The organism is Okeania sp. SIO3I5 (genome assembly GCF_010672085.1).
Lineage (GTDB): Bacteria > Cyanobacteriota > Cyanobacteriia > Cyanobacteriales > Microcoleaceae > Trichodesmium.
This window is the reverse complement of the sequence record NZ_JAAHHT010000068.1, coordinates 1-26251: the sequence shown is the minus strand read 5'-3', so window position 1 is coordinate 26251 and position 26251 is coordinate 1. Positions and strand designations below refer to the sequence as shown.

Here is a 26251-nt window from a genome sequence, read left to right as displayed (position 1 = left end):
CAGAATCAAAACTATAACGTCTTAGATAAATAGTTTTGAGAGCTGAAAAATCTCTCATTCGTAAGTTGGACTTGGATACTATATTATATATAGCATTTCTCAGTCTGCTGAGGTAAATTGACTAGAGTCAGATTTAGGTTGATAAGTTAGAAACTATAGTCTGGAGAAATTGGGAAGTGCTTTTTATACAGAATCAAAACTATAACGTCTTAGATAAATAGTTTTGAGAACTGAAAAATCTGTCATTCGTGATTTGGATAAAGATAGTATAGATATGGCATTTCTCAATTTCCTGAGATAAATTGACTAGAGTCAGATTTAGGCTCGCACGTTAGAAATTATAGTCTGGAGAAATTGAGAAGTGCTTTTTGCACAGAATCAAAACTATAACGTCTTAGATAAATAGTTTTGAGAACTGAAAAATCTGTCATTCGTGATTTGGATAAGGATACAATATTATAAATATAGCATTTCTCAGTCTGCTGAGGTAAATTGACTAGAGTCAGATTTAGGTTGATAAGTTAGAAACTATAGTCTGGAGAAATTGGGAAGTGCTTTTTATACAGAATCAAAACTATAACATCTTAGATAAATAGTTTTGAGAACTGAAAAATCTGTTAGTCGTGAGAAAATAGGCAGTAGAAGGATAAATAAAAATTCTTTATTACCTATTTTTTTATTAAATGGATGATATGAATTTGCTTGTGCAGAAGGAAAAGATTATGGAAGTATTAGAAGTAGCTCAGTTAGGCAATGAGATATTACGATATAAAGCTCAACCTGTTAATAATATTTGGGATGAAAATTTACAACAAATAATTGATAATTTGATTGCCACAGTAATTGAAACAAATGGCGTCGGAATTGCTGCTCCACAAGTTTCAATTAGCGATCGCTTATTCATTGTTGCCTCAAGACCCAATCTGAGATATCCCAATGCCCCAAAAATGGAACCAACAGCTATGATTAATCCTAGATTAATATCTCATTCGGAAGATAAAGTTAAGGGTTGGGAAGGTTGTTTAAGTGTGCCAGGAATTAGGGGTTTAGTACCAAGATATAGAGTAATAAATGTAGAATATACTAATCGAGAAGGAAAACTAGAAAGACAAGAATTAACGGATTTTGTTGCTAGAATTTTTCAGCATGAATACGATCATCTAGACGGTTTAGTATTTTTAGATCGTGTGGAAAATACCACAGATTTAATGACAGAAGATGAATATCAGAAACAAATTATTCAATCAAGAAATTAGGAGGTAGGAATTAAGAGGATATTTTGGAGTGTTCAGCAAAATATTTATAAGTGAAAATTAAGAAATATACTGTAAATAGCTAACTTATAATCAGAATGAAAAAATTTATATAGTAATCAAGAATCATATTTGATAATTTGACTATTTCTTAAAAGTTCAGTAGATAACGCTTCTTATTTCTTATTTGGCTATGATACAGTTTTTTCTTTCTTTCCTATTCTCGATTGTCTTTTCCATAACAATTTCTAATTTATCACAATTAAAATAAGATTCTATCTCTAATACTCTAATAATAGTTGAAAATAAATTGTCATTGGTTCAATCTTCCATCCCGATTTTGCTTGATTTTAAAACCAATTTTTCCGCTTGGATACTTTTAGGGAACAGGAAACAGAGAAGAAGAAAAAAATGTATTTATGATTATAGTATAACTGCTATATACTATCCTTTTAAGGAACACCTGAATTATCATATCTGATTGGTATAGCAGGCTTTTACTAATACTATTTCTCTGTAACAATGCGCTTAATAATTCTTGCCCAGACCTGAATTTTACTAATAGCTGTTATCTTTTATTAAGCGCAACATCAGGTCGAAATAGTATAAAAAAAATCAATGTAGAAATATTTATTGAAAATGATATAATTGTAAGGATTTAGGTCTTATGGAAAAGCCTATAAATATTGATGGATAAGTATTTCCGGCAATTTCACCCAAAATCATATTCTCAATTAGAGATTGATACAAGCCTTTATTTTCGTGATTATTGATAATGAGGCTATTAAATTGCTAAGTCACCTGAATCCTTACATATAATTTACTTAGTAGTTATGAAAAATTTGAGAGTTTTTGTCTCAATATGAGCGAGAAGTATTAAAAGTTTTACTAAGTAAAAATAGAAGTATTTTATACTAGCAAAAATCAGACAATTTTTGAAGATAAAACAGTTTAGTAAAAAGTTTCAACTAACGATAAAAATTTTCTCTATTCTCAATCATAATCAGAGAAATTTTTGGGCAGATACTATTTAGGTTTTCATCTCATTGGTAACATTACTAAATAGTAAATGTTGGTTTTAATCCTACTTTTGTCATAATTAGACATCCTATATTAAAATTTAGTTGTAATAGTTTTCCGTAATCTATAATTGTCCTAGTTGTAGTTAAAAATAGTACATAAATTGAGGAAATATTTATGAGTATTAATCTCAGCAAAGGTGAAAGAGTTAGTCTGTCTAAAGAAGCGCCTGGAATGAAAAAAGCTGCAGCAGGTTTAGGATGGGATGTAAATGTCTCAGATACAGGTTCAGATTTTGACCTTGATGTTTCTGTGTTTATGTTAGGAGCAAGTGGCAAAATTCCTCAAGATAAATATTTTGTTTTTTACAATAATCTTAAATCTGCTGATGGTTCAGTAGAGTCTATGGGAGATAGTCGCACAGGAAAAGGAGAAGGAGATGATGAGACTGTCAATGTAGATTTATCAAAGGTTGATTCGACAATTGAAGAAATTATTTTTGTTGTAACTATATATGAGGCAGAGAAAAGAAGACAAAACTTTGGGCAAGTGAGAAATTCTTACATCAGAATTTATGATGGAGAAACTCAAGAAGAGATAACTAAGTATGAATTAGAAGAAGACTTTTCTAGGGAAACAGCTATAGAGTTTGGTAAATTGTATAAAAAAAATGGTGAATGGAAATTTCAAGCAGTCGGAGAAGGTTATAATTCTGGTTTAGAAAGTTTTGTACAAAAATATACCTAATTAGGGTTTGCTGAAAAAGTCTTGTGGTAGGGGTAGGAGTCAGGAGTCGTAGGGGCGAATGGCCATTCGCCCGTACAGGAGTTAGGGGAATTTAGAGAAGGTAGCAGTAAGAATTGTTCGTCAATTTTTCTGTCTTTAATCTCCCCAAAATACTAAATTTTTGAACATAAAAAACCTAAAAGCTTGGTTTTTTTCAAGACCTAAAAAGCCTGAAACTTTTGCCTGAAAAGGATTTAATATTTAATCAGCAAAGCCTAATTAATTGATTTAGTGAATTATTAATGGAAAAAAAATAATTCTGATAAAATAGAAATAGCCTAAACATTCAGCTCTTAACAGTCAGCTATCAGCAATGATATAGCCATCTTTAAAGGCAAGGTTGAAATGAATAGTGCTTGCTGTTAAGAGAGTCTAGTTCAGTAGTAACTTTTAATTATCTCTAAATTTCAAGGGTAGCTTTTGCCTCCTACTTTCGCAAATAGTTAATGACTAATAAATGACTAATAGCTGATTGCTAAATGCTTACGAAATAGGTTGAGGACTCGTTTCAATAATTAATTATTAATTGTTAATTATTAATAATTACCTCTTCGTTTTTAAGAAGAGGATTGGTTAAAAAGGAAATTTTTTTTCTTCTCTTGGTTGATTGGATCTGGCGCCGGTAACCCATCCATCCCATCCTAACGGACTGCTCCGCAAACAACCGCTCTCTTGGTTGATTGGATCTGGCGAGGAAACCTCGCCATCCCATCCTAACGGACTGCTCCGCAAACAACCGCTTTTTTATCCTTGAAAGGAAAGGCTTTAAACCTTGATTTTTCGGTAAAAAAAACTGTTCAGATTATTTTTGATGGAAGTTATATTTGACAATTTATCGTAAATAAAATTTGTATAACTTATTTTTACATGGCTGCTTAGTTTAGAAAATAGCTGTGAGTATATGTTTGAAAATATACTCAATAATTTGAGAGGTGAAATAAATAGATATTGTCTCAATTCAAAATTTACTTGATTGGCTATTTGCTAAACTTTACTACCATGAATTTGAGCAAAAAATAAGGTGTAAAAACTCCCATTTAAAAGGGATAAAGAGCGATTGATTATATGGGAAGTTTTCCTCACGATATAATCAACCAAGAGAAAGAAAATTTAGCATTTTTTTGCCTCCTAGTTCAGTAGGAGGTACTGATAATTAATAAGTGATAATTGAAATGACTCTAGTACAAGATAATCAATCAAGAAAAACATAAATGATTATCTTGAAAAATGCTTGAAATTATTTATTCAGGGAGGGAAAATAAATGTCTGTTAAACTCAGCAAAGGTCACAGAATTAATCTTTCTAAGGATGCACCAGGTTTAACAAAAGTTGCTATTGGTTTGGGATGGGATGTTAATCCTACCGATACGGGTACCGAATTTGATTTAGATGCTTCTGTGTTTATGTTAGGAGATAATGGAAAAATTCCAGAGGACGAATATTTTGTTTTCTACAATAATTTAAAATCTCCAGATGATTCTGTAAAGCATTGGGGAGATAACAGAACAGGAGAGGGGGAAGGGGATGATGAAACAATAGAAGTAGATTTAACTAATGTTAATTCTAGTATTCAAGAACTACTTTTTGTTGTAACTATCCACGAAGCAGAAAAAAGAAGGCAAAACTTTGGGCAAGTTAAAAATTCTTTCATTAGAGTTTACGATTTGGAAACTCAAGAAGAAATAACTAAGTATGAATTAGAAGAAGATTTTTCCAGAGAAACTGCAATAGAATTTGGTCGTCTTTATAATAAAAATGGTGAGTGGAGATTTCAAGCAGTAGGAACAGGATATAATGCCGGGTTACAAACTTTTGTAGAAAAATACGTTTACTAATAAGTATAAAGACTATTTGAGCTTTGGCGATCGCTAAAACTAAAAACTTAAAAAATCAAAGTCAAAAATAGTTGGCAGTGGTTAATAAATAATGATATAGCAATCCTCCGCATATTCGTGGCAAAAATTCTGCTTTATTTTTGGTATGGGGGTTTGGGGGCAATGGGCAATGGGTAAGAGTTTTGGAGTTTATTTCTAGTTTTTGAATTCTTACGACCTATTTAGGATTGCTATAGTAGGGAAAATAGAACAGGGGATAGTTCTGATAATATTCATATTTGAGGACTACCAAATAATTTTTTGAGCGGGATTTCCTGGAGAATGCTGCCCCAAGAGCTATCAGTTATCATTTTAAAGAGTTAATTGTAAAATAAAAAAAATCAAAATCTTTGCCTGATTAAAAAATTTTGGATGGGAGGTAACTAGGATGTAATAACTGGATTTGTTACTATTACTTTTGGAGTTAGAATAGGAATTCCTAAAATTGAATTTAGTAAAAGTTCAACTAATATACTCTCTGATCAACTTTTATTCTTGTTGATGGTATTAAATTATTCATAAGTTGACCGCGAGGTATCTGAATACTTGTCTTTTGTTGTTACTATGAAAGACTAAAAACCATAGTTATTAAACTGGAAAAAACTGGAGATTTTCAGAAAATATACTTAAGCAAAAATGAGAGAGCTAATCATGTTCAGATTCATCTTTTTTATATTAACTGGGAAGCTGTTAAAAATAGTTAAAATGTTTGAGAGAACAAATATTTAGTAGTAATAGTATTTCAGACTTAGATTGAAGCTATATGTATGAAATTTATGAATAGTGAAAAAGGAGTTATTCAACCTTTAGGAAAAAACTTTAGCTCCAGAAAAACTTTACCTGACATTTATTTAGATAAATGTGACCAAACAGGCATAGTAAATTATCTTGAAAAGAAGGTACTAAAAATTTTTAATCTGTACATGGAAGAATATTCTTCAAGATAAGTAATGGTATGGTGAATAAATTTATCTATAATTAAGTAATCCTGATAGTAATCGTAGTTTTTGTCTGGCAGCATTGGTGAAAAATATTAATTCTCAAATTATGATTGTGAAAGAGGAAAAATATTTTCAAAGTCATAGACAGGCAGACCAATTTTATAAATATGGGTTTAATTAGCAACCAGGTAAAAAGTAGTTTTGTAAATTAATTTAGTTGTAAGCATTTAGCTATCAGTAAATAGATAAAGGAGTAATGATCAACTAAAATATTTATCAAACCACCTCTACAAATTGTCTAGATTTAATTACCCAATAACTGACTTTATTTTTAGCTGAGTGCTTATACAGGGTTTCTCAAGCAGCTTGAGGTACAGTTGTTTTTCTTATTTTATATTGCCTGCTTCCCAAATTACTACTCCCTACCTTCAAGCTAAAACCAACGAATGCCTATACCTCACTCTTTTTGAGAATTACTATATTTAATTCAAAGAAAGAAATTTATATAAACAGGAAGTAGTGATAATCAATGTCTCCTATTTGTACCAAAAAATTATCAAATTGGTATGATTCCTGCTTGACTTTTGTTAAAATTTTTTAGAGTTTATACAGGGTAATAAATATATGACTATCAACCTCACAAAAGGACAAAAAATTGTACTTGATAAAAGTGAATACGATCTATCAAGACTGACAATGGGACTAGGATGGGATGTAGCAAAATCTCCAGGTGGTTTAGCTGGTTTCTTCGGTAATAGATCGGATTTTGACCTTGATGGTTATGCAATTTTATTAGAAGAGAATGACAAACTCAAAAACTATAAAGAAGATGTAATTTATTATGGTCATTTAGAATCTAAGGATAAGACAGTAATTCATTCAGGGGATAATCTGACTGGAGAGGGAGAGGGAGATGATGAACAAATAATATTGAAACTCAACTCTATTCCTGAAAAATACCAAAAAATTATCTTAGCAGTAAGTATTTATCAAGCTAAAGAAAGGAAACAACAATTTGGAATGGTAGAAAATGCCTTTGTTAGAGCTATTGATAATAAAGGGGTAGAAATAGCAAAATATACCTTATCTGGTAATGGTACTTATCAAGGTAAAATATCAATGTTAATGGGAGCAGTTTATCGAGATAATACATTGTGGAAATTTAATGCTTTAGGCGATCCTTTAGATACTGATATGAATGGTGTAGTAGGTTCATTTATGAAATAAATTTAGCTAGTTTTACTAAATACAGTAGTTTCGGAAGTTTGATGGTACTTATTATTGATGGTTAATTGTCGGAGGTAGGGATGTTATATGCAACTCCCTACCTACTTTCTGCTGCCAATAACTAAAGCAAGTAAATATTGGTAAATTATTTTAATACCTGATTTCTCTAAGTTGATTTCTCTACAAAGGTTGTATTGAATATTTCTACCAACTCAACACCCTCAAAAAACAAGGATAACTATCAATAGTTGCCAAAGTAAAAGAATTAATGTTCTGGGATTAATGGGATATAAAAACGAGTTAAATTACGCAATACATTAGGGATTAATTGATAGTCAAATTGTGATAAATTTTTTAGATAAATTTAGTGAAGGTTTAACTCAACTTACTTTAGTAGTGATGGACTAAGCACCAATTCATATAGCAGGGAACAGGGAACAGGGAACAGGGAACAGTTAGAAAAACATTTCCCAGTCTAAGGTTCATCATCAGTCCATGTCCTAAGCAACTCTTTCTCAGCTATACGAGTGATAAAATGATCGAAAAACTAGAAGAGTAGAATGGGAAAAATTTAGAGATATTTTGATTACTAACTTATACCATTTCTCTATAACAATGCGCTTAATAATTGTTGCTCAGACATGATTACACTGACTATTCTCATTTTTATATTAAGCGCAACATCAGGTCGAAATGGTATTACTCACCAAACCATAACTTAATTGAAATTATCTGGAAATTTATTAAGTATAAATGGATTGAAATTGATGAAATGTGAAAGCTGGAAAAGCTTCCTTTGCTATCTCAAAAAAGGTGCTTGATAATTGGTCAAGAATATGTAATTAAATATGTAATTAATTTTGTGTAGGTGCTTATAGCAATCCCAAATAGGTTGTGGAAACTTTTATAATAGTTAACTTCAACTGAAAGTCTGAGTAAATTCTGACTCCTGAGTGCTAAGTACCACCAAAACATTACAACTAAAATACGATTGCTATATTTCAATTAAATAATCTTGACGGAACATCAATATAGGTAAAAAAAAGAATCAGCAAAACTTGATACTATGAAAAATATATTGTGTAATTGTGCCAGAAATAGTTTTTCCTAGTTTACTATGCAAAAAAATGTTTTTTTATTTGTTTAGTCTTTAGAAGTTGTGATGAAAACTGAATACTGTGTAACTTTTCCATTAATATTATTTATTTTCCTAACCCTATTGCCTCAAATAAACTTGAAGCAGTGTCACACATCAGTTGAAAAACTCTTAATACCAGCTTGTTGCTGATTTTAATCAGAATTAAGATAATATATCTGTATATTTACTATGCCAGGACTTACCGAACCCATAAGTTCTAAGCACTACTTATATAAGACGTTATAGTTTTTATTTGCTATATATAATGTCTTTCTGTAAGTCCTGTATATATTAACAAAACTTTTGAAAATGGTGAGGTACAATTGAATATTAATCTCTATTCCTTCTTTCCCGCTCCCTAATCCCTATTCTCTAATACCCTAGATATTTCTTTATCAACTCGAAAATTGCTCTAATTAGTTATATTTTCCAGGAGGACAATAAATGCCATACTTAATCTACGCTCCAGATACTACCGATGAAAAACTATATGAATTACCAGCAGGTGAAATTAGTATTGGTAGAGAAAGAGACAATATTATTGCTATTACTAATGAAACAAGTGTTTCTCGTCATCATGCACAAATTATAATTTCTCAAGATAGTGTGAATATAGTCGATCGACAAAGTAGTAATGGTACTTTTGTTAATGGAATTAAAATTGAGAGTTGCTTACTTAATGAGGGAGATTTAATTCATTGTGGTAATGCAATTTTTAAATTTGTTACTAATGCTAATCAAGAAAAAGATACAGGTCCGAAAAATATAGTTAAAGAATACTCACAAGAGTCTACTAAAACTGAATTAAATCTACTCTTAGATCAACAACAAGATGATTCATTATCAGTGCTTAAACTGAGACAAAAAGATGTTAATCTTCAGGCAGTAGATAAATTAAAAATTTTGTTAGAAGTCAGCAAACAGCTTTCTTCTCCTGCAGAATTAGAAATTTTACTGCCAAAAATTCTTGATTTGCTATTTGAGATTATCAAAGTAGATAGAGCTGTCATACTTTTAGTCAATGAAAAAACTGGAGAACTTGAACAAAAAGCAGTCAAAGGAAAAGAAGGAATTACCACTGAAGGTCGATTTTATAGCAAAAATATTACTAATTTTGCACTAGAGAAAGGTACGACTTTTTTAACTACAGATGCTTCTTTAGATCGGCGCTTTGATAATGCAGAATCAATTGTTTCTCAATCAATTCATGGAGCAGTTTGTATCCCACTCAAACCAAGGGATAAAGTCATCGGAGTTTTATATGCTGATAATTTATCATTATCAAATGTTTATTCAGATCAAGATGTAGAATTTCTGACAGGTTTAGCTAATCAAGCAGCGATCGCTATAGATAATACCCAACTTTATAAGAAGATAGAATCAGAGGCAATTCTCCGAAATAAATTAGAGCGTTTCTTTCCTCTAACTGTAGCTAGAAAACTCAAAGAAACAGATAAATTAGAAATAGTTGATACAGAAGTAACAGCTTTATTTTCTGATATTAGTGGCTTTACAAAAATGTCTTCAACGATGGAACCACGCCAAATTATATCTATGCTAAATGAATATTTTAAAGTTATGGTAGAAGACATTGTATTTAGATATGAAGGAACCCTAGAAAAATATATAGGAGATGCTTTATTTGCTATTTGGGGCGCTCCCTATCAAACTTATAATGATGAAGAAAAAGCCATAAAAGCAGCAATTGATATGCAATGGGCAGTTCGTCGGTTAAATCAAGAGAGAGAAAAACGTCAGCAAGAACCAATTGCTATTCATATAGGAATTAATTCTGGTAAAGTAGCAGCGGGAAATATTGGTTCAGAAAAATTAATTCAATATGCTACTATTGGCGATACAACTAATGTTACTAGTCGAATATGTAGTGAAGCAAAGGCTGACGAAATTCTGATTAGTCAAACTACAAAAGAAAAACTCAAATCAGATAATTTTCCCTTGGAAATAATTCCCCCAGTCATGGTTAAAGGAAAAGACGAACCTATACAACTTTATCGTTTACTTTGGCAACAAGTATCATCAGAGCTGGATCAAAAAATCTGAAATAATTTTAATTAGTCAAACTACAAAAGAAAAACTAAAATCACAGATTTTTATCTGGGAAAAAATTTCACCACTCATGGTTAAAGGAAAAAGATAAACCTATACAACCATGATTAAAAATAGTGAGATAATTTTGATTAATCAAACTACAAAAAAAGCGAAAATAACCAAATTGTCTCTGAGGTAAAATGCTGCTAGTCATGGTTAAAGGAAAAATATGAACATAAAAACTATATCCTTGACTTTGGCAAAAAGTATCATCAGAGCTGGATGAAAAAATCTGAGAGAATTTTGATTAATCAAACTACAAAAGAAAAACTCAAATCACATAACTTTCCCTTGGAAAAAATTCCACCCTTCATGCTTAAAGAAAAAGAGAAACCCATACAACTTTATGGTTGACTTTGGCAAAAAGTATCATCAGAGCTGGATGAAAAAATCTGAGAGAATTCTGATTAGTCAAACTACAAAAAAAAACTCAAATCACAGATTTTCTCCTGAGAAAAAATTCCACCAGTCATGTTTAAAAGAAAAAGATAAACCTATACAACCATGCTCAAAAATAATGAGGTAATTCTGATTAGTAAAACTACAAAAAAAAACTCAAGTTACAGATTTTTCTCAGAGAAAAAACTCCACCAGTTATGTTTAAAGGAAAAAGACAAACCTATACAACCATGCTCAAAAATACTCAGGTAATTCTGATTAGCCAAAATACAAAAGAAAAACTCAAGTTACAGATTTTTCTCAGAGAAAAAATTCCACCAGTCATGTTTAAAGGAAAAAGATAAACCTATACAACCATGATGAAAAATACTGAGGTAATTCTGATTAGTCAAACTACAAAAAAAGCTCAAATCAGCAAATTGTCTCTAAGGTAAAATGCTGCTAGTCATTGTTAAAGGAAAAAGATCAACCTATACAACCATGCTCAAAAATACTGAGGTAATTCTGATTAGCCAAAATACAAAAGAAAAACTCAAGTCACAGATTTTCTCCTGAGAAAAAATTCCACCAGTCATGTTTAAAGGAAAAAGATCAACCTATACAACCATGATGAAAAATACTGAGGTAATTCTGATTATTCAAACTACAAAAAAAGCTCAAATTACCAAATTTTCTCTATTTCCATATTTTGCTAAATTAAGCTATTTCATAGTAGTTAAATCTGACAGTTAAATTGAGAATTCAAAACTTTATAACAAAACTATAGGTTGAGGATACCATGTTATCCAGCAGGATATTTATTATATGTCTTTAGAGGAATTGTCTGGTCTAAAATCAACATACCTCAAATTTTATATGACTCAAAAAAAATTTAGAATCGTGATATCAAGATTAAATTAATACAAATATTTTATCGGAATCACAATTTGAAAATTATAAAAATATATTTACTCAAACAAATTTCCTGATAATTCAAAGAACCAGATTAATTCCTCCGAGCATAGTCTTATTAAGTCTTGAACTAGACCTGAATTTAGAGCAACAAATTATCAATGGGATGAAAGTTACTTCACCAAATATTATTGGAGATGCTAATTATATTCCCACAGCCAAAGTTCTTGATTATCAAGAGTTTATTAAATTTGTTGAAAAAGTGAGATTACGAGAAACAAAAGTCAAAGAAAAGCCAGCTATATTAATTATCTAAGCAGAAACAAATTAAATCAAAAACGAATTTAGTAGAGTAGAAAAATCTATAAATTCTCTGCTATACCCATAAATAGTTACTAGAGATTGGGTATGAAGTTTAAGATTTAGGTGAGTAAGAGAATAAACAAGACACCCTCCAGGAATTTGGCAAATTTTTCCTTCCCTTCGCCTACCTCCATATTCTGATATTACTTTTGACTTTATGAAGGATTATTGCTTTGTTTCAAAAAAATGAGACTCAGGTGATGGCCATCAATTATCCTCAAAAACAAATTAATATGTGACCATAAGTATAAATGTACAGGCCATTTCTTGAATACTTAGAAAAAGAATTATTTAGTAAATTCGACTTACGTAGTCGTCCAATTCCTGCTGGTTTAGAAGGCAATGTTAGTAATAGAGGCAAAAATCAAGCTACTATTCAAAGTTGGTGTTATGAGTGTGCCGAACTGAGAAAAATACGTTATACCTACATTGATGCAGGAGCATCAGCTCAGGTATTTAATAGTGTAATTTATCCCAGTTACCACTACGATATTCCACTGCTAGGAATAGACTTATTATCTTTCGGTAAAAATAAAATTATAGTAGTATTGGACATTCAACCTTTATTCCAGGAAGAATCATATTTAACTAAGTATATAGAACCGATGCGATCGCTACGGGAGAAATATAATGATTTGGCTCAAAACTTAGAAATGAGGTTTTACGATGCCAATCAATATTTTTCTAAATATTTATTATTTGCCAAAACAGATCCAGAGACAGTAAAAACTAGATTTTTTGAAGCTTATCAAGATTACATTAGTTTATATTGGCAAATGTTAGAGCAAGCAGAAATGATCCAGACAGAAGCCGAGATTCAAAAGATAGTTAAAGCCCAAAAAGATTACGATGAATATAGTGCTGAACGAGACCCAGCATCAGGATTATTTAGTAGTTATTTTGGTCATGAATGGTCAGAAAAATTTCTTTACGAATTCTTATTTGAAGATGCTGTAAAAAAAGAAGATTCTGTAAAATTGGCAGTTCCGAATACAACTCGATGAATTTATTTCAAGAATTAAAATTTGAAGTAATTATACTCTAAATCAATATAGTGATAGGGCAGGGGAATTTTAAGTTTTTTTTGATGTAGTCATTGAGATAGAAATTTTTTAGATAAATTGTATAGCGCTACGGGAAGCGCGAATAGGGAATAGGGAATAGGGAATAGGGAATAGTAAACTGTCAAAGGGTTTTTCTTATAGGGAAATGCTCCGCAAACAGGATTTATAAATGTCCGCGCTCTTTGCTTCGACTGCTATAAATATTTCCTGGAAAATGCGGAGCTAAAAGCCCTTAGCTATATAATTATTAACCATTAACTTATTCTTTTTCAAGGAAGAACTCAGAGTTGAAAGATTGAGAGAAAATTAAAAGTTAGATTCATTTCATTCTTTGTTAGTCTTTCTGATTAATTACTTGGTGTAGGATTATAGCGCTATCCGCAAGTCAGAAGTAAAAAGTAATATCTGATAAATTTCAGCATTTAGCAACGTCTTAACCTTTGCTTCGACTGCTATAATTACCAAAAAAACTCAAGGCTGAAAATTAATACCTGAATACTTACAATAAATTTGTAAGTAGTTGTGTACAAGTGGTGATATTTTGTCAATAAAATTCACAAGGTAAGTAAACACTATTTCCTTGAAATGAAGAAATTCGAGAGTTTTTCTGTTCTCGACTTTAATCCTAAATTACTAATTAGGGTTTGCTCAAAAAGTCTTTTTGCTCTTTGTAGTAGTCAGTAGTCAACCCACCCCTCACCCCTCCGAGGATGGGGAAGGGTAAGTCAGGAGAAATGGGAATTTAAAGGTGGTAGGAGTTAGAATTGTTCCTCAATTTCTCTGCCCAACTCTTGCTGTTAATACTAACTTTTTGAGGATTTTTAACTCAAACAGGCGCACTTTTTCCAGACTTAAAAACGTCAATACCTTTATCTGTAAACACTTTCAGATTTAATCAGCAAACCCTAATTAAGAAAAACTAAATAGTAGAGTAGCTTTAGTTGATTCGATAAGTTGATGAATCTAAAATTGAAAATATGATCGATCTATATAAACCTTTTCTAGATTATGCTTTAACCCAACTTAAGCAGGAATTAGAACTACAACCTTATCCTATACCCTCTGGATTTGAAGATAAAGTTGCTGTGACTGGTAAGGGCAAAAAGGAACAAGAAGTACAGACAACCAGTTATGCCCACTGTAGTCCCAAACTCCGACAAATTAGAGCAGCTCATGTCCAAGGTGGCAGTGCCCTGCAAGTATTAAATTTTGTCATATTCCCCCATCTAAATTATGACTTGCCCTTTTTTGGAGCAGACCTAGTTACCTTACCTGGGGGACACTTAATTGCCTTAGATATGCAGCCCTTATTTCGGGATGACCCCCAGTATCAAAAAAAGTATACTCAGCCAATATGGAAGACTTTTCAAGAACATCAGCAACATCTGCCTTGGGGAGGTGATTTTCCAGAAGAAGCAATCCCATTCTTTTCTCCAGCTTTTCTTTGGACTCGTCCTCAAAAAACTGAGTTAGTTGAGACAAGAGTGTTCGAGGCGTTCAAAGATTACTTAGAAGCTTATTTAATTTTTGTAAAGGAAGCAGAACCCATTACTAATCTAGAGAAATTAGCAGAAATTAAGGAAGCACAACTGCGTTATCTCAGATATCGAGCTGAGAAAGATCCAGCTAGAGGAATGTTTACCAGATTTTATGGCCCAGAATGGACAGAAGAATATATTCATGGCTTTCTGTTTGACCTAGAAAGGAAATTGGCCTTAAATCCCACCTAACTTTCCAGCTTCAGAAAATTTTGTTAATAATTTGTAATAAACAAAAACACAACAGCATTGTATAAAGAATATCTGAAGGGTTTAAAAGATAGGGGAATTTAAGAAGACCACTGATTAATGAAGTTGAAAAGCTTCTCATAAACAGTGTAAGATTTTCTCAGGATTCTCAAAAAGTCCTAGTCTTACTTTTCCAGCCATGGGCACCTAGCCTGAATAAAAACTAACAAATACCCATAGCATCGAAAAGCAACTAAAAAAAAAGCAAATTAGGAGAATTAATCAATGTTTGATGCTTTCACAAAAGTAGTTTCCCAGGCAGATGCCAGGGGTGATTTTGTTCCTGCTAGCACAATCGACGCTCTAAGCGCAATGGTAGCAGATAGTAACAAGCGTTTAGATGCAGTTAACCGCATTACTAGCAATGCTTCGATTATTGTTGCTAATGCAGCTCGTTCTTTATTCGCAGAGCAGCCTCAGTTGATTGCTCCTGGTGGAAATGCTTATACAAGCCGTCGTATGGCTGCTTGCTTACGTGATATGGAAATTATCCTACGTTATGTAACTTATGCTATTTTCTCTGGTGATGCAAGTGTACTAGATGACCGTTGCCTTAATGGTCTTCGTGAAACTTACTCAGCTCTAGGAACTCCTGGCACTTCTGTAGCAGTAGGTGTACAAAAAATGAAAGATGCAGCTATTGCTATTGCTAACGATCCTAGTGGCATTACTCCTGGAGATTGCTCCTCTCTAATTGCTGAAATTGGTGGATATTTCGACCGCGCTGCAGCAGCAGTTGGCTAAAAAAACTAACTGTAAAAAACTTATTTGTAAGGATGCGCCTTAGCATCTCTACAACTTTTAAAATTGTACCAAAAATTGTACTCACAATAATAAGGGAAGTACCTCAAACATGAAAACTCCTCTAACTGAAGCAGTAACTGCTGCTGATTCTCAGGGCCGCTTTCTAACTAACACAGAAATCAATGCTGCTTTTGGTCGTTTTGGCCGTGCTGCTGCTTGCTTAGAAGCTGCTAAAGTTCTTACTCAGAAATCCCAAACTTTGATTGATGGTGCTGCTCAAGCAGTATATAACAAGTATCCCTACACTACTACAACCCAGGGACCTAACTTTGCTTCTAGTCCAGTAGGAAAAGCAAAGTGTTCCCGTGACATTGGTTACTATCTCCGAATGGTAACATATTGTCTAATAGCAGGTGGTACAGGTCCTATGGATGAGATACTCATTGCAGGAATTGATGAAATTAACAAGACTTTCGAGTTGTCTCCTAGCTGGTACATTGAAGCTCTAAAGTATATTAAAGCTAATCACGGTATTACTGGTCAACCTGGAACTGAAGCTAACAACTATATTGATTACGCTATTAACGCTCTTAGCTAGTAGTTGTGAGATTAACTAACTGATGAAAGTGAAATTAATATTCACTTAATCAATAGCCTTGAGCTAATATTCAACGTAGCCTGGAGAGGTATACAGGTGCTGGCCTGTGGTTAGTATTTGTTAATCTTTCCGGGCATCGTTATTTCAGTTACAGCGCTACGCGCTAGGGAACAGGGAACAGGGAACAGGGAACAGGGAACAGGAGACTATCAAAGGGTTTCAGGATTTAGAACTGTCCTAACCTTTGCTTCGACTGCTATAACAGTATTTCTTGGAAAGAAATAAAGAAGGAGAGCTTATATATTTAAACAATGGAGCAGCAGTATTTGGAATTACCATCGGAAAAAGCATCAGAGAATGGCGAGTCTCTAACTGTGGAAGAGGCGATCGCTAACCTACGCCATGAAGAATTAGGTAAAAGGTATTATGCTGCTTGGTGGTTAGGGAGGTTTAGAGTTAATACTCCTGATGCTATTGAGGGTTTGCTTGCTGCATTAAAAGATAAGTCTGATCGTACAGAAGATGGTGGATATCCCCTGAGACGGAATGCTGCTCGTGCTTTGGGTAAGTTAGAAGATAAAAAAGCTGTACCTGCTTTAATAGAGTGTTTGGAATGTTCTGACTATTATGTACGAGAAGCAGCAATAGAAGCATTGGAAATGTTAGGAGACCCTAGTTGTATTCCTGCGTTAATCAAACTTTTGGAGGGAGGGGTTGAAGTTGCAGTTTTGGTTCCTGGTAAACCTCATTTGATTCAACCTTATGAAGATATTATCGAAGCCTTGGGAACACTTCAAGCTCAAGAGGCAATTTTTCTAATTAAGCCTTTTATAGAACATCCGGCAGAAAAAGTACAATATGCTGCTGCTAGATCTCTGTATCAACTGACGGGAGAAGCAGTATATGGAGAATATTTGACTCAAGCATTAGAGGGTGATAATTTACAATTACGACGTTCTGCATTATTAGATTTAGCAGCGATCGGTTATTTACCTGCAGCTAAGGCAATATCAGAAACCTTAGCCGAAAATAGTATGAAATTAATTGCTCTGAAAGGACTTTTAGAACATCACCTCATAATAAATTCAAAAGTTAAAAGTCAAAAGTCAAAAGTAGAATCTCAACTATTATTATCAGATGAAGCTAAACAAGTAATGAATTTAATGGATTTACTTTTATAAACAGGACTGACACAAAGTTACTATGTATAGAGTTCAAAAACTAAGACGTTTGAGTTTTGAACGTTATATATATGGTTTTTGGGTAAGTCATAATAAAATAGACATCCGCAAAAATCAAAAATAAAATCAATTATCGGACAGAAGTAATTAAGGCTTGCTTTCTTAATCTCAAAGGATTGACAGATAAAGGTTTTAGCCTTTTTATATCTGAAATACCTTGGTTTTCAGCTCTTTGTGCTTAAAAAGCTAGCATTTTTGATGCATTGTTGGGCAAAAAAATTACCCCCCTACTCCTTACAGCGCTTTTCAGTTGAGTAGACCACAAAACTGTTGTAGGAGTAAGAAGTAAGGAGTAAGGAGTAAGGAGTAAGGAGTAAGGAGTAAGGAGTCAAAGGCTAGTTAATATATGAATACAAATCTTCCATAAAGACCCCCGATGATTACAATTGTGGTCTCATACCCATGAAAACTACTATAAAAAAGACTTTTTCAGCAAACCCTAATTATTTTTCCTACTCCCTACTCTCTCTTTTCTAATATTTATTCATACCTCTTGTCCTGAAAAGTAACTACAAAAATATTTTTTAGAAGTAATTTAAGTTTGATTAATTAGGTGCAATAAAAATGTTATTCTGTTTCCCAAAAAGGAATATTATAACTTTTTTCCTATTGCTTAATAACTGTTATTTTTTGGTATATACAGCACATTTCAGATTAAGTGAGGTACAGATTAGAGACATGAAAAATTTGAGATATTACTAATGCTAATGATGAGTGTATAGCTTTTACCTCATAAATATGCAATACTCTTTATATATACAGGACTTACTTGAAGGTACTGTTATATGTAGATTTCAAAAACTAAGACGTTTTAGTTTTTGAAATCTATATCTATAATATTTTTTGAAATCCTAATATAGTAGATTTAATCAAGTTTGTGATACAAATATTAGAGACAAGATGCCTGTGGTACAAAGGTTTTATTATTAATATTTGAACTTAATTATGCTTGGAGCTGTAAAATGAATAGTCAACTCTCAACAATAGATAATCAATTCATCCGAGCAGTTGAAGAAGCAGACTCTTCTCAAGGTTTAATAGATGCAGTTAAAGATTTAGCAGCAGCTCATCTAACAGAAGCTATCCCAATATTAATTGAGGTCTTGGGCTATAATAATCCAGGTGCAGCAGTGGCAGCAGTTGATGGGTTAGTAGAAATAGGAGAACCTGCCGTACTCCCACTTCTAGAAACACTTGATGGTTATAACTATGGTGCTAGAGCTTGGGCAATAAGAGCATTAGCAGGTATTGGTGACCCTCGTGGGTTAGAAATATTATTAGATAGTGCAGCAAATGACTTTTCTTTTAGTGTACGACGAGGTGCAGCTAGAGGTTTAGGTTTTATTCATTGGGAAAAGTTATCAGAAGCAGAAATTTCTGATGCTCAACAACGTGTTTTTCAAACCCTGCTGCAAGTATCTCAGGACCCAGAATGGGTAGTGCGTTATGCTGCTGTTGTAGGTTTGCAAGGTTTAGCAAAAGTAGTGAAATTTAGTGGTAAAAACTGGTTTAAAGATATTTTAAATCGTATTCATCAAATTAGTGATACAGATACAATTTTAGCAGTTAGAGCTAGAGCAAAAGTTGCTGTTGAAGAGTTGTATCAGAACAAGAGAGAGAAGGTATCACAGAAAGATGCTATCCTAAAAAACGGTATTGAAGCAAATCATTCTGACTCCTGACTCCTGACTCCTAATCAAAAATCATTCTGACTCCTGACTCCTGACTCCTGACTCCTAGTAATTTACTGATAACTGATAACTGAAATGACAGATATTACTACTTTGGCGCGTTGGTTAGCTGCGGACTTCAGTAACCAACAACAAGCTTTTGACAACCCACCCCTTTTCGCCCACATTCGCGTTTGTATGCGTCCACTTCCTTATGAACTACTTGATGGACTTAGCCTTTATCTAGAGCAAGCTTATGACATTACCCTCAATCAACCCTACCGAGTTAGAATCCTTAAATTAGTCCCTTCAGAAGACCATATAGATATTGAAAACTACGCGATTGACGAAGAAAAAGAATTTTATGGAGGTTCCCGTGACCCCAGACGTCTAGAAAATCTCAAAACTGGGCACATTCAAAAACTTCCTGGTTGCAATTTTATTACTAAATGGACAGGTAAAAGTTTTAGAGGGGAGGTAGAACCAGGAAAAGCTTGTAGTGTTGTTCGTAATGGGAAAACTACTTATCTAAAAAGTCATTTTGAGATAAATGAAGATAAATTTATTAGTCATGATACGGGATGTGACCCGGAAACTGATAAACAAGTTTGGGGAGCGATCGCTGGACCTTTTGAGTTTGTTCGTTGGGCTAGTTTTGCCGATGAAGTGATGTAGTGCTACCCGGAAGTCAAAAGTCAAAGGTTAAAAGTTATCTCTGACTGAGTTTTTCCAATGCTCTAACCTAAATGGGTAATCCTATATAGAACCTATTTGGTATCTTTAAACATTAACATTCGCGATCGCTGATGATTTTTTGTTGAATAAAAAATCATGTGTACGGGCGAGTACCACCCACTACTTTTTATAGTATCACAAAAATTAACCAAAAAATCCTTTGAGGCGCGATTTTTTTCAGGAGCTTCATAAAATGAAAATATTTGTAGTTTTGCATTTAATAATGATGAATGGAAAGATTTGAAGAGAGAAAAGCCTGCATTTTTGGTAGCTCTCGGAAAATGAAAATGTTTCTGGTATCGATCTTGCTTGAGAAAAATTCCTGAATATTTTGATTCTCTACTTAGCCCAGATTTTGGTTGAATAAAAAGTCATGCGTAGGGGCGAGCGACCCTCACTACTTTTTATAGTATCACAAAAATTAACCAAAAAATCCTTTGAGGCGCGATTTTTTTTAGGAGCTTCATAAAATGAAAATATTTGTAGTTTGGCACTCAACAGTGATGGATGGAAAGATTTGATCAGGGAAAAGCCAGCATTTTGGGGAAGCTCTACAAGGGGAGTAAATAAGTAAGGGATTTTCAATCTTTTCGGTGTATTACCTTTATTTAACTCCCGACTCGTAACTCAAAAATAGCGGGCAAAGATAGCAAATGGGTTCTAGATACTAATCCTACTTAAGTTGTAATATTCTTGGTGGTAGTTAGTAGTCAGAATTTCAGGCATTTTCAGTTAAAATTAACTATAGCAATCCTAAATAGGCTATAAAATTTTATCGTAGGGATTTGGTCTCCAAATCCTATTTGTGCTTTGGTTTAGTCTCCAAACCCCTACAATTTTTTGACAAATCATTTCATATTGCTATAAATCATTTTAACCGGAGAAAAGTCAAGAATGCCAACAAATTCTACAAGTCAAAAATCTAGTAGTGCATCTAATATTAATAGTGATTTTGAATTTCTATTTACTCGCTCTATAGAGTTTCGCCAAGAAACAATTTACTTTATTATAGTAGACCGTTTTTTTGATGGCGATCCTAGTAATAACGAAGGTCCTAACCCGAAATTATACGACCCAAATAAAGAAAAATGGGGTTTATATTGGGGTGGAGATTTACAGGGAATAATAGATAAACTTGACTATCTCAAAAAAATGGGAGTTACTGCTATTTGGATGACTCCTTTATTTGAACAAATAGAAGAAGAATTATTTGAAATGGCTCCAATTCATGGCTACTGGGCGAAAGATTTTAAACGTCTAAATCCTCGTTTAGTAGACAAAGATGATGAGCTTTCTTTAGTGAAAAATCAGGAGACTATTTTTGATAAATTAGTAGCAGCAGCTCATAATTTGGGGATAAAAGTAATTTTAGATATTGTGTGTAATCATAGTAGCCCAGATGCAGGAGGAAAGAAAGGTCAACTGTTTGATGATGGAGTTTTAATTGCTGATTTTCATAATGATGTTAATGATTGGTATCATCATTATGGTGAAGTAGAAGATTGGGATGATAAATGGCAAGTTGAAAACCAAGAATTGGGAGGATTAGCTGATTTTAATGAGAATAATCCTGACTATAGAAAATACATAAAATCAGCAATAAAATTATGGTTAGATAGAGGAGTTGATGCTCTACGAATAGATACAATTAAACATATGCCATTATGGTTTTGGCAAGAATTTTATGCTGATATTAAAAGCCATAAACCATCAGTATTTGTTTTTGGGGAATGGATTTTTAGCGGACCTTATGATGCTCCATCAGTGGAATTTGCTAATAAGTCTGGAATGTCAATGCTAGATTTTGGTTTTTGTATTGCTATTAGACGCGCTCTGGGAAAATGTGAACCGGGAGGATTTCATATTATTCAAGAATTACTAGACCAAGATAATGTTTATAATAGCGCTACTGAACTGGTTACTTTTGTTGATAATCACGATATGCCGAGATTTCAAAATTTGAATCCAGACCCAGGAATTTTGAGATTAGCTATTAATTTAATTATGACTTCTCGTGGTATTCCCTGCATTTATTATGGTAGCGAGCAATATCTTTATAATGATACGGATGGTGGAGAAGAACCTTATAATCGCCCGATGATGGAAAAGTGGGATAGTGATACACCTATTTATCGGGATATTCAAATATTATCAAAAGTTCGTCGAATTAATCCTGCTGTTTCTCTGGGAAGTCAGTGGGAAAAATATGTGACGGAGGATGTTTATTGTTATGTGCGACGTTACCGAGATTATCGTTGTTTTGTGGCAATTAATCGAGGTGATTCAGTAACAATTGATCGGGTAGAAACTGATTTTGAAGATGGGGAATATATTTGTAGTTTAACGAAGCGCTTTTTTGAGGTAAAAGATGGAGTTTTACATAATTTAGAACTGGGTGTACAAGACATGATTGTGATTAATTATTTGGGCGATCGTGTTAAGGGAAAAGTTATTGTTCGAGCGCAGTTAAATGGCATTTCAACTAACCATGGTGAGGTAGTAGTAGTAACGGGAGATTGCCCAGAGTTAGGAAATTGGGATATTAGTAAAGGTTACCAGTTAGAGTATATTAATTCTAATACTTGGTTTAATGAAATTCCCTTTAATGAAAGTGCAGGAAAAGTCATTGCTTATAAGTATGCAATTGTTTATCGAGATGAACATGGAAATGAAACGGATATTCCGAAGCGAGAAAATTTAGTTTCTCGGCAATGGTTGTTAGCTGAAGAGGGAAATGTTAAGTGGCAAGATAATTGGGCTTTTTGAGGAAGAAAGAATTCAATAATTGATAATTGATAATGGATAATTGATAATTACCTCTCCCTAAAAGGAAGAGGATTGAATAAAAGGAAAATTTTTTCTTATTTCTCCTTTAAAGGAGAGGCTTTAAACCTTAATTATTCGGTAAGAAGTCTAGTAGTAGACTGTTTCATCTTAATAAATTATAAAATAGAAAAGTTTGAAGAGACAAGACTTAAGTAAAGAAACCTGGTTTTGAGGATAAATCGTTGTTTTTAACAATAAATATTGACGAAAAAAACTCGTTTCTGGGTTCGCCTTGGTAAGTCTTGAATAGATAACTTTCTCTTGCTACAATGGCAAATTTAATTTACTATTTGAGCTGAAACGGTCTAAGAGAAATTTTGCTGATTCAATTCTGAAAAAATATTAGGAGTTACGCCAACAATCTTATTCTACTTTTGTTCTATATTTGAAGTACATAATGTGGGTCATTTCAGTTATCAGTTATTAGTTATCAGTACTTCTATGGAATAGGGAGGTTTTAAATACTGAAGTTGATTTTTTTCATCCCCTTGAAAGGGGAGGCTTGAAAGCAAATTTTTCCGTCATAATAATAGCTAAATAGGATAGCTATAACAGGGAAAGAGTAATATAATAGTAATTGAATTTAATTCTGGCAATTCTGAACCGATTTTTTCTAAAAATGCCAATTTTTAATAAATAAATGGGTGCATCTTATTATTGGCCAAAATACTTTTTTCCTATTCCCTATTCCTTATTCCCTATTCCCTATTCCCTATTCCCTATTCCCTATTCCCTATTCCCTATTCTCAGTTAAGTGTTCCCTAAAAGCAATAAATTTTTGGCTTTCTTCTTGCAAGAAATTTCGATTATGAAGAGACTCAAATTAATTCTAATTGCTTGCTGTGCTGCACTTTTCTTGGGATTGATTTCTTCTGGTCTTAACGCTCAGGAATATGCTTCTTGTCTTATGACTTATACAGAAATGCAAGAAGCTATGTCGAAAGTAGCAAAAGCAGATGGTTTGTACAATTATGGTCAACTTTTTTATCCGGCAAAAACCCAATCATTAGTTGATAAATTAAAAATTATTTATTTTGATCCAAGATGTTCCGAGTATCAACCAAAACTTATAGGTAGTCTCCGTGCTTTTTGAGGAGCATTTGTTAGTAGTAAATACCAATACTTTTAACAACAAGCTAAATTCGATCAAGTTGGGTGTCAAACAAATTGTATGATGAGTTCTGATTCTAATAGTTGTAGTAGAGCTTGCGATGGAGATTACAGAGCAGAAATATCTAAACTTAATAGAGAACAATCTGCGGAAGTTCAACAAATACGATATTTTTTTAGAAACTAGCTTTTTTTTTGATAACAATTGGCTATTAAATATGCGTTCTTCTGGTAAAGATTTTTTATTATGGCTGTTCTGGTTAGCAATTTTTTCAATCGTCTCAATTGCAGCGATTGGGTATTACTCAAACAACACCAAAAATTACACAGACCAGACCGGAATTACATTTATAATTATCGCTCTATTTTTAGTTGCATTGCTAATAAATATTACCAATACAATTAAAATTAAGTGGGAATTTGCAAATGTCAAACACAGTGGTTCTGACTCTAGTTTGTTCAAGCAGCATATTAAAAATCTAGAACAGGCAGCTAAAAATAGTTTGCAAGTTGACCAAGAGTTTTTGTTAGAAATAATGGAAAATAAATTGAGTCGAAGAGAAAATTGGGTACAGCTTTTTGCAGGTTTATTGATTACTCTAGGAATGATAGGTACTGTGCTTGGTTTGACTTTATCGATGGGCGGTCTCTCCGAAGCAATTGATGGAATTAGAGTTAATATGCAGTCTACGGATGTTGCTGACCCTTCCAATATGGCAGCTTCTTTATCTGGACTTGGCAAGGCATTGTCTGGGATGTCGAGTGCATTTATCACTACTTTAGTTGGTGCTTTTTTAGGTGGATTATTTCTGAAAATACTCAGCCATTCTACTACTAACTTAATTGAAGATTTGCTGGATAATATTAGGTTTTTAACTGAGGTTGAATATTTGCCAGAATTGCAAAAGCAGGCATGGCAACGAGAGTTGAAAAACCTATCTACTGCCAACCGCGATTTAAAAATGTTTGTCGATAAATCTCGACAAATTGATTCTCTTTTAAAGGAATATACTTACAGTATGATGGAAGCTTCAAAGGGGATGAATTCTGTCACTGAAAGTTTAGAACTTAGGATTACAAAACATATTAAAAGTTTGAGTCGGGCTGTGAATATTAGCCATCACAATCAATTGCTAAGTGACTTAAACAAAACTGTTATTAGTCTTAATCGCTTAACAACGTTTTTCGTGTTTTTGATTCTGGTTTTAATCTTAGTATTTGTTGTGGGGTTTGTCGTTTTATACCGAGCTTATTTATGAAAAAGCGCAAACGAAATAAAAATGAAGTTTTGACATCCGAGTTATTATCAGACCTTTCATTCTCAAGTCTCGGCTTAGTTTTAATCGTTTTTGTTGTCTATTCTATAATTTTCAACTCAAATGTTCCTTATCGTAAAATTGTCGAATTAAAAAATACTATTTCAGAGTTAGAAACTAAAGGCAATAGTTTAGAAAGTAATATAGCTAAATTAACAGAAAGTAACGCTCGTATTTCTCAAGAAAAAGCTGAAGTCGAGAAAAAAAATACAGAATTAGCCAACTCAGTAAAAAAGTTGGAAAATCAAAATACTAACTTGGAAAAAAAAGTTAGCTCGTTATCAGAAAATAATTCAGAATTAGCTAAGGAAAAAGCTACCTTAGAACAACAAAAAACAGCACTGAATCAAACAAATAGTAATTTAAGAACCGATAAAAACGAAGCAGAGGAAAAAGCAGAAAAGCTGGAGAGAAGACTAAGGCAGATTAAACGTAAAAGCAGATATACCGGTTATTATATTGGAAATTATAGAGGTATTATTTACACACAAATTTGTAACAGAGGTCCCTATATTACAATTGAAGGAAAGCAGAGCATTTTTTATTTTCAAGAGGCTAACATACTGGTTTATTCTACAACTGTTAAAAATTACGGAACATTAACTTTTGAATATAAAGGAACTTTGACTGGAAATACTTTTACTGGAAAGCCTAGAAAGTATTCTCTAGCCAAAACAAGGATTTCTTGCAACCCTAACGCTGAAATAAAAGTCAGGTTTTCAGACGGTTACGCAGAGGTTGGTAGCGACTCTGGGACTCAAACTTTGCGTAAAGTTGATTAATTTAAGTCAGGATCTAAAAATATAAACTCCCCATCCACATACCTTATCTAAGTAACTTGAAAAAGGCTATAGTTGACTGATTGAATTCTGAAAAAATATTTTAAACAAGTACAACTAAGAATAAAATTTATATGACTGATATAGCTAAGAAAGAATTGGTTAAGACATAAGACTGATGATGAATCTTAGACAGCGGAAATGCTTTTCCAACTATTCCTTATTCCCTACTATAACTGATAACTGAAATGACTATAGCATTTCTCATAAAGATGAGGTACAGTTACGATCCCCCTAAATCCCCCTTGAAAAGGGGGACTTTGAAGACTCCCCCCTTTTTAAGGGGGGCAGGGGGGATCTAAAACTGTATCTCACCAATT

Annotated in this window: 18 protein-coding genes; all 18 read left to right on the top strand. The window is 33.0% G+C overall.

Annotated features, from left to right (window positions below; translation table 11 throughout):
* The first annotated feature begins 722 nt into the window (after positions 1–722).
* The 18 genes from def to F6K40_RS16945 all read left to right on the top strand — a co-directional run bounded on the left by def (position 723) and on the right by F6K40_RS16945 (position 25874).
* Complete coding sequence (def, locus tag F6K40_RS17030) at positions 723–1256, top strand: peptide deformylase (protein ID WP_375340577.1); 534 nt, start codon at positions 723–725, stop codon at positions 1254–1256.
* A 1194-nt stretch (positions 1257–2450) separates the two neighbouring features.
* Positions 2451–3020, top strand: a complete 570-nt coding sequence (locus tag F6K40_RS17025) for a TerD family protein (RefSeq protein WP_293137865.1) — start codon at positions 2451–2453, stop codon at positions 3018–3020.
* Between the two features lie 1301 nt (positions 3021–4321).
* On the top strand, positions 4322–4894 hold the full coding sequence (locus F6K40_RS17020; RefSeq protein ID WP_293137863.1) for a TerD family protein: 573 nt from the start codon (positions 4322–4324) through the stop codon (positions 4892–4894).
* A gap of 1604 nt (positions 4895–6498) precedes the next feature.
* A complete protein-coding gene (locus tag F6K40_RS17015) occupies positions 6499–7101 on the top strand; it encodes a TerD family protein (protein WP_293137861.1) in 603 nt (200 codons plus the stop codon).
* Between the two features lie 1582 nt (positions 7102–8683).
* Entirely contained in the window at positions 8684–10300 is a 1617-nt protein-coding gene (locus tag F6K40_RS17010) for an adenylate/guanylate cyclase domain-containing protein (RefSeq protein WP_293137859.1), read from the top strand.
* A 644-nt stretch (positions 10301–10944) separates the two neighbouring features.
* Positions 10945–11091, top strand: coding sequence for a hypothetical protein (locus F6K40_RS17005; protein WP_293137857.1), 147 nt, complete (start codon positions 10945–10947; stop codon positions 11089–11091).
* 713 nt (positions 11092–11804) lie between these two features.
* Positions 11805–11954, top strand: a complete 150-nt coding sequence (locus tag F6K40_RS17000) for a hypothetical protein (RefSeq protein ID WP_293137855.1) — start codon at positions 11805–11807, stop codon at positions 11952–11954.
* Positions 11955–12252: 298 nt separating this feature from the next.
* Complete coding sequence (locus F6K40_RS16995) at positions 12253–13005, top strand: 15,16-dihydrobiliverdin:ferredoxin oxidoreductase (protein ID WP_293137853.1); 753 nt, start codon at positions 12253–12255, stop codon at positions 13003–13005.
* Between the two features lie 1037 nt (positions 13006–14042).
* Complete coding sequence (locus tag F6K40_RS16990; RefSeq protein ID WP_293137851.1) at positions 14043–14795, top strand: phycoerythrobilin:ferredoxin oxidoreductase; 753 nt, start codon at positions 14043–14045, stop codon at positions 14793–14795.
* Between the two features lie 282 nt (positions 14796–15077).
* Positions 15078–15596 (top strand): C-phycocyanin subunit beta, encoded by a 519-nt coding sequence (locus tag F6K40_RS16985; RefSeq protein ID WP_293137849.1) that lies wholly within the window; start codon positions 15078–15080, stop codon positions 15594–15596.
* Positions 15597–15705: 109 nt separating this feature from the next.
* The gene (cpcA, locus tag F6K40_RS16980; protein WP_293137847.1) at positions 15706–16194 is read left to right on the top strand and encodes a C-phycocyanin subunit alpha; all 489 of its coding nucleotides are present in this window, start codon (positions 15706–15708) and stop codon (positions 16192–16194) included.
* A gap of 311 nt (positions 16195–16505) precedes the next feature.
* On the top strand, positions 16506–17375 hold the full coding sequence (locus F6K40_RS16975; protein ID WP_293137845.1) for a C-phycocyanin alpha-cysteine-84 phycocyanobilin lyase subunit CpcE: 870 nt from the start codon (positions 16506–16508) through the stop codon (positions 17373–17375).
* A gap of 1022 nt (positions 17376–18397) precedes the next feature.
* Positions 18398–19117: a C-phycocyanin alpha-cysteine-84 phycocyanobilin lyase subunit CpcF gene (locus F6K40_RS16970; protein WP_293137843.1), complete on the top strand. Its 720-nt coding sequence runs from the start codon at positions 18398–18400 to the stop codon at positions 19115–19117.
* A gap of 75 nt (positions 19118–19192) precedes the next feature.
* Complete coding sequence (locus F6K40_RS16965; protein ID WP_293137879.1) at positions 19193–19780, top strand: chromophore lyase CpcT/CpeT; 588 nt, start codon at positions 19193–19195, stop codon at positions 19778–19780.
* Positions 19781–20734: 954 nt separating this feature from the next.
* Positions 20735–22606: an alpha-amylase family glycosyl hydrolase gene (locus tag F6K40_RS16960; protein WP_293137841.1), complete on the top strand. Its 1872-nt coding sequence runs from the start codon at positions 20735–20737 to the stop codon at positions 22604–22606.
* 868 nt (positions 22607–23474) lie between these two features.
* Entirely contained in the window at positions 23475–23759 is a 285-nt protein-coding gene (locus F6K40_RS16955) for a hypothetical protein (protein WP_293137839.1), read from the top strand.
* 118 nt (positions 23760–23877) lie between these two features.
* A complete protein-coding gene (locus tag F6K40_RS16950) occupies positions 23878–25035 on the top strand; it encodes a MotA/TolQ/ExbB proton channel family protein (RefSeq protein WP_293137837.1) in 1158 nt (385 codons plus the stop codon).
* Positions 25032–25874 carry a coiled-coil domain-containing protein gene (locus F6K40_RS16945; protein ID WP_293137835.1) on the top strand — a complete coding sequence of 281 codons (843 nt, stop codon included), beginning with the start codon at positions 25032–25034 and terminating at the stop codon, positions 25872–25874. The genes F6K40_RS16950 and F6K40_RS16945 overlap by 4 nt, the downstream gene beginning before the upstream one ends.
* Positions 25875–26251 lie beyond the last annotated feature (377 nt).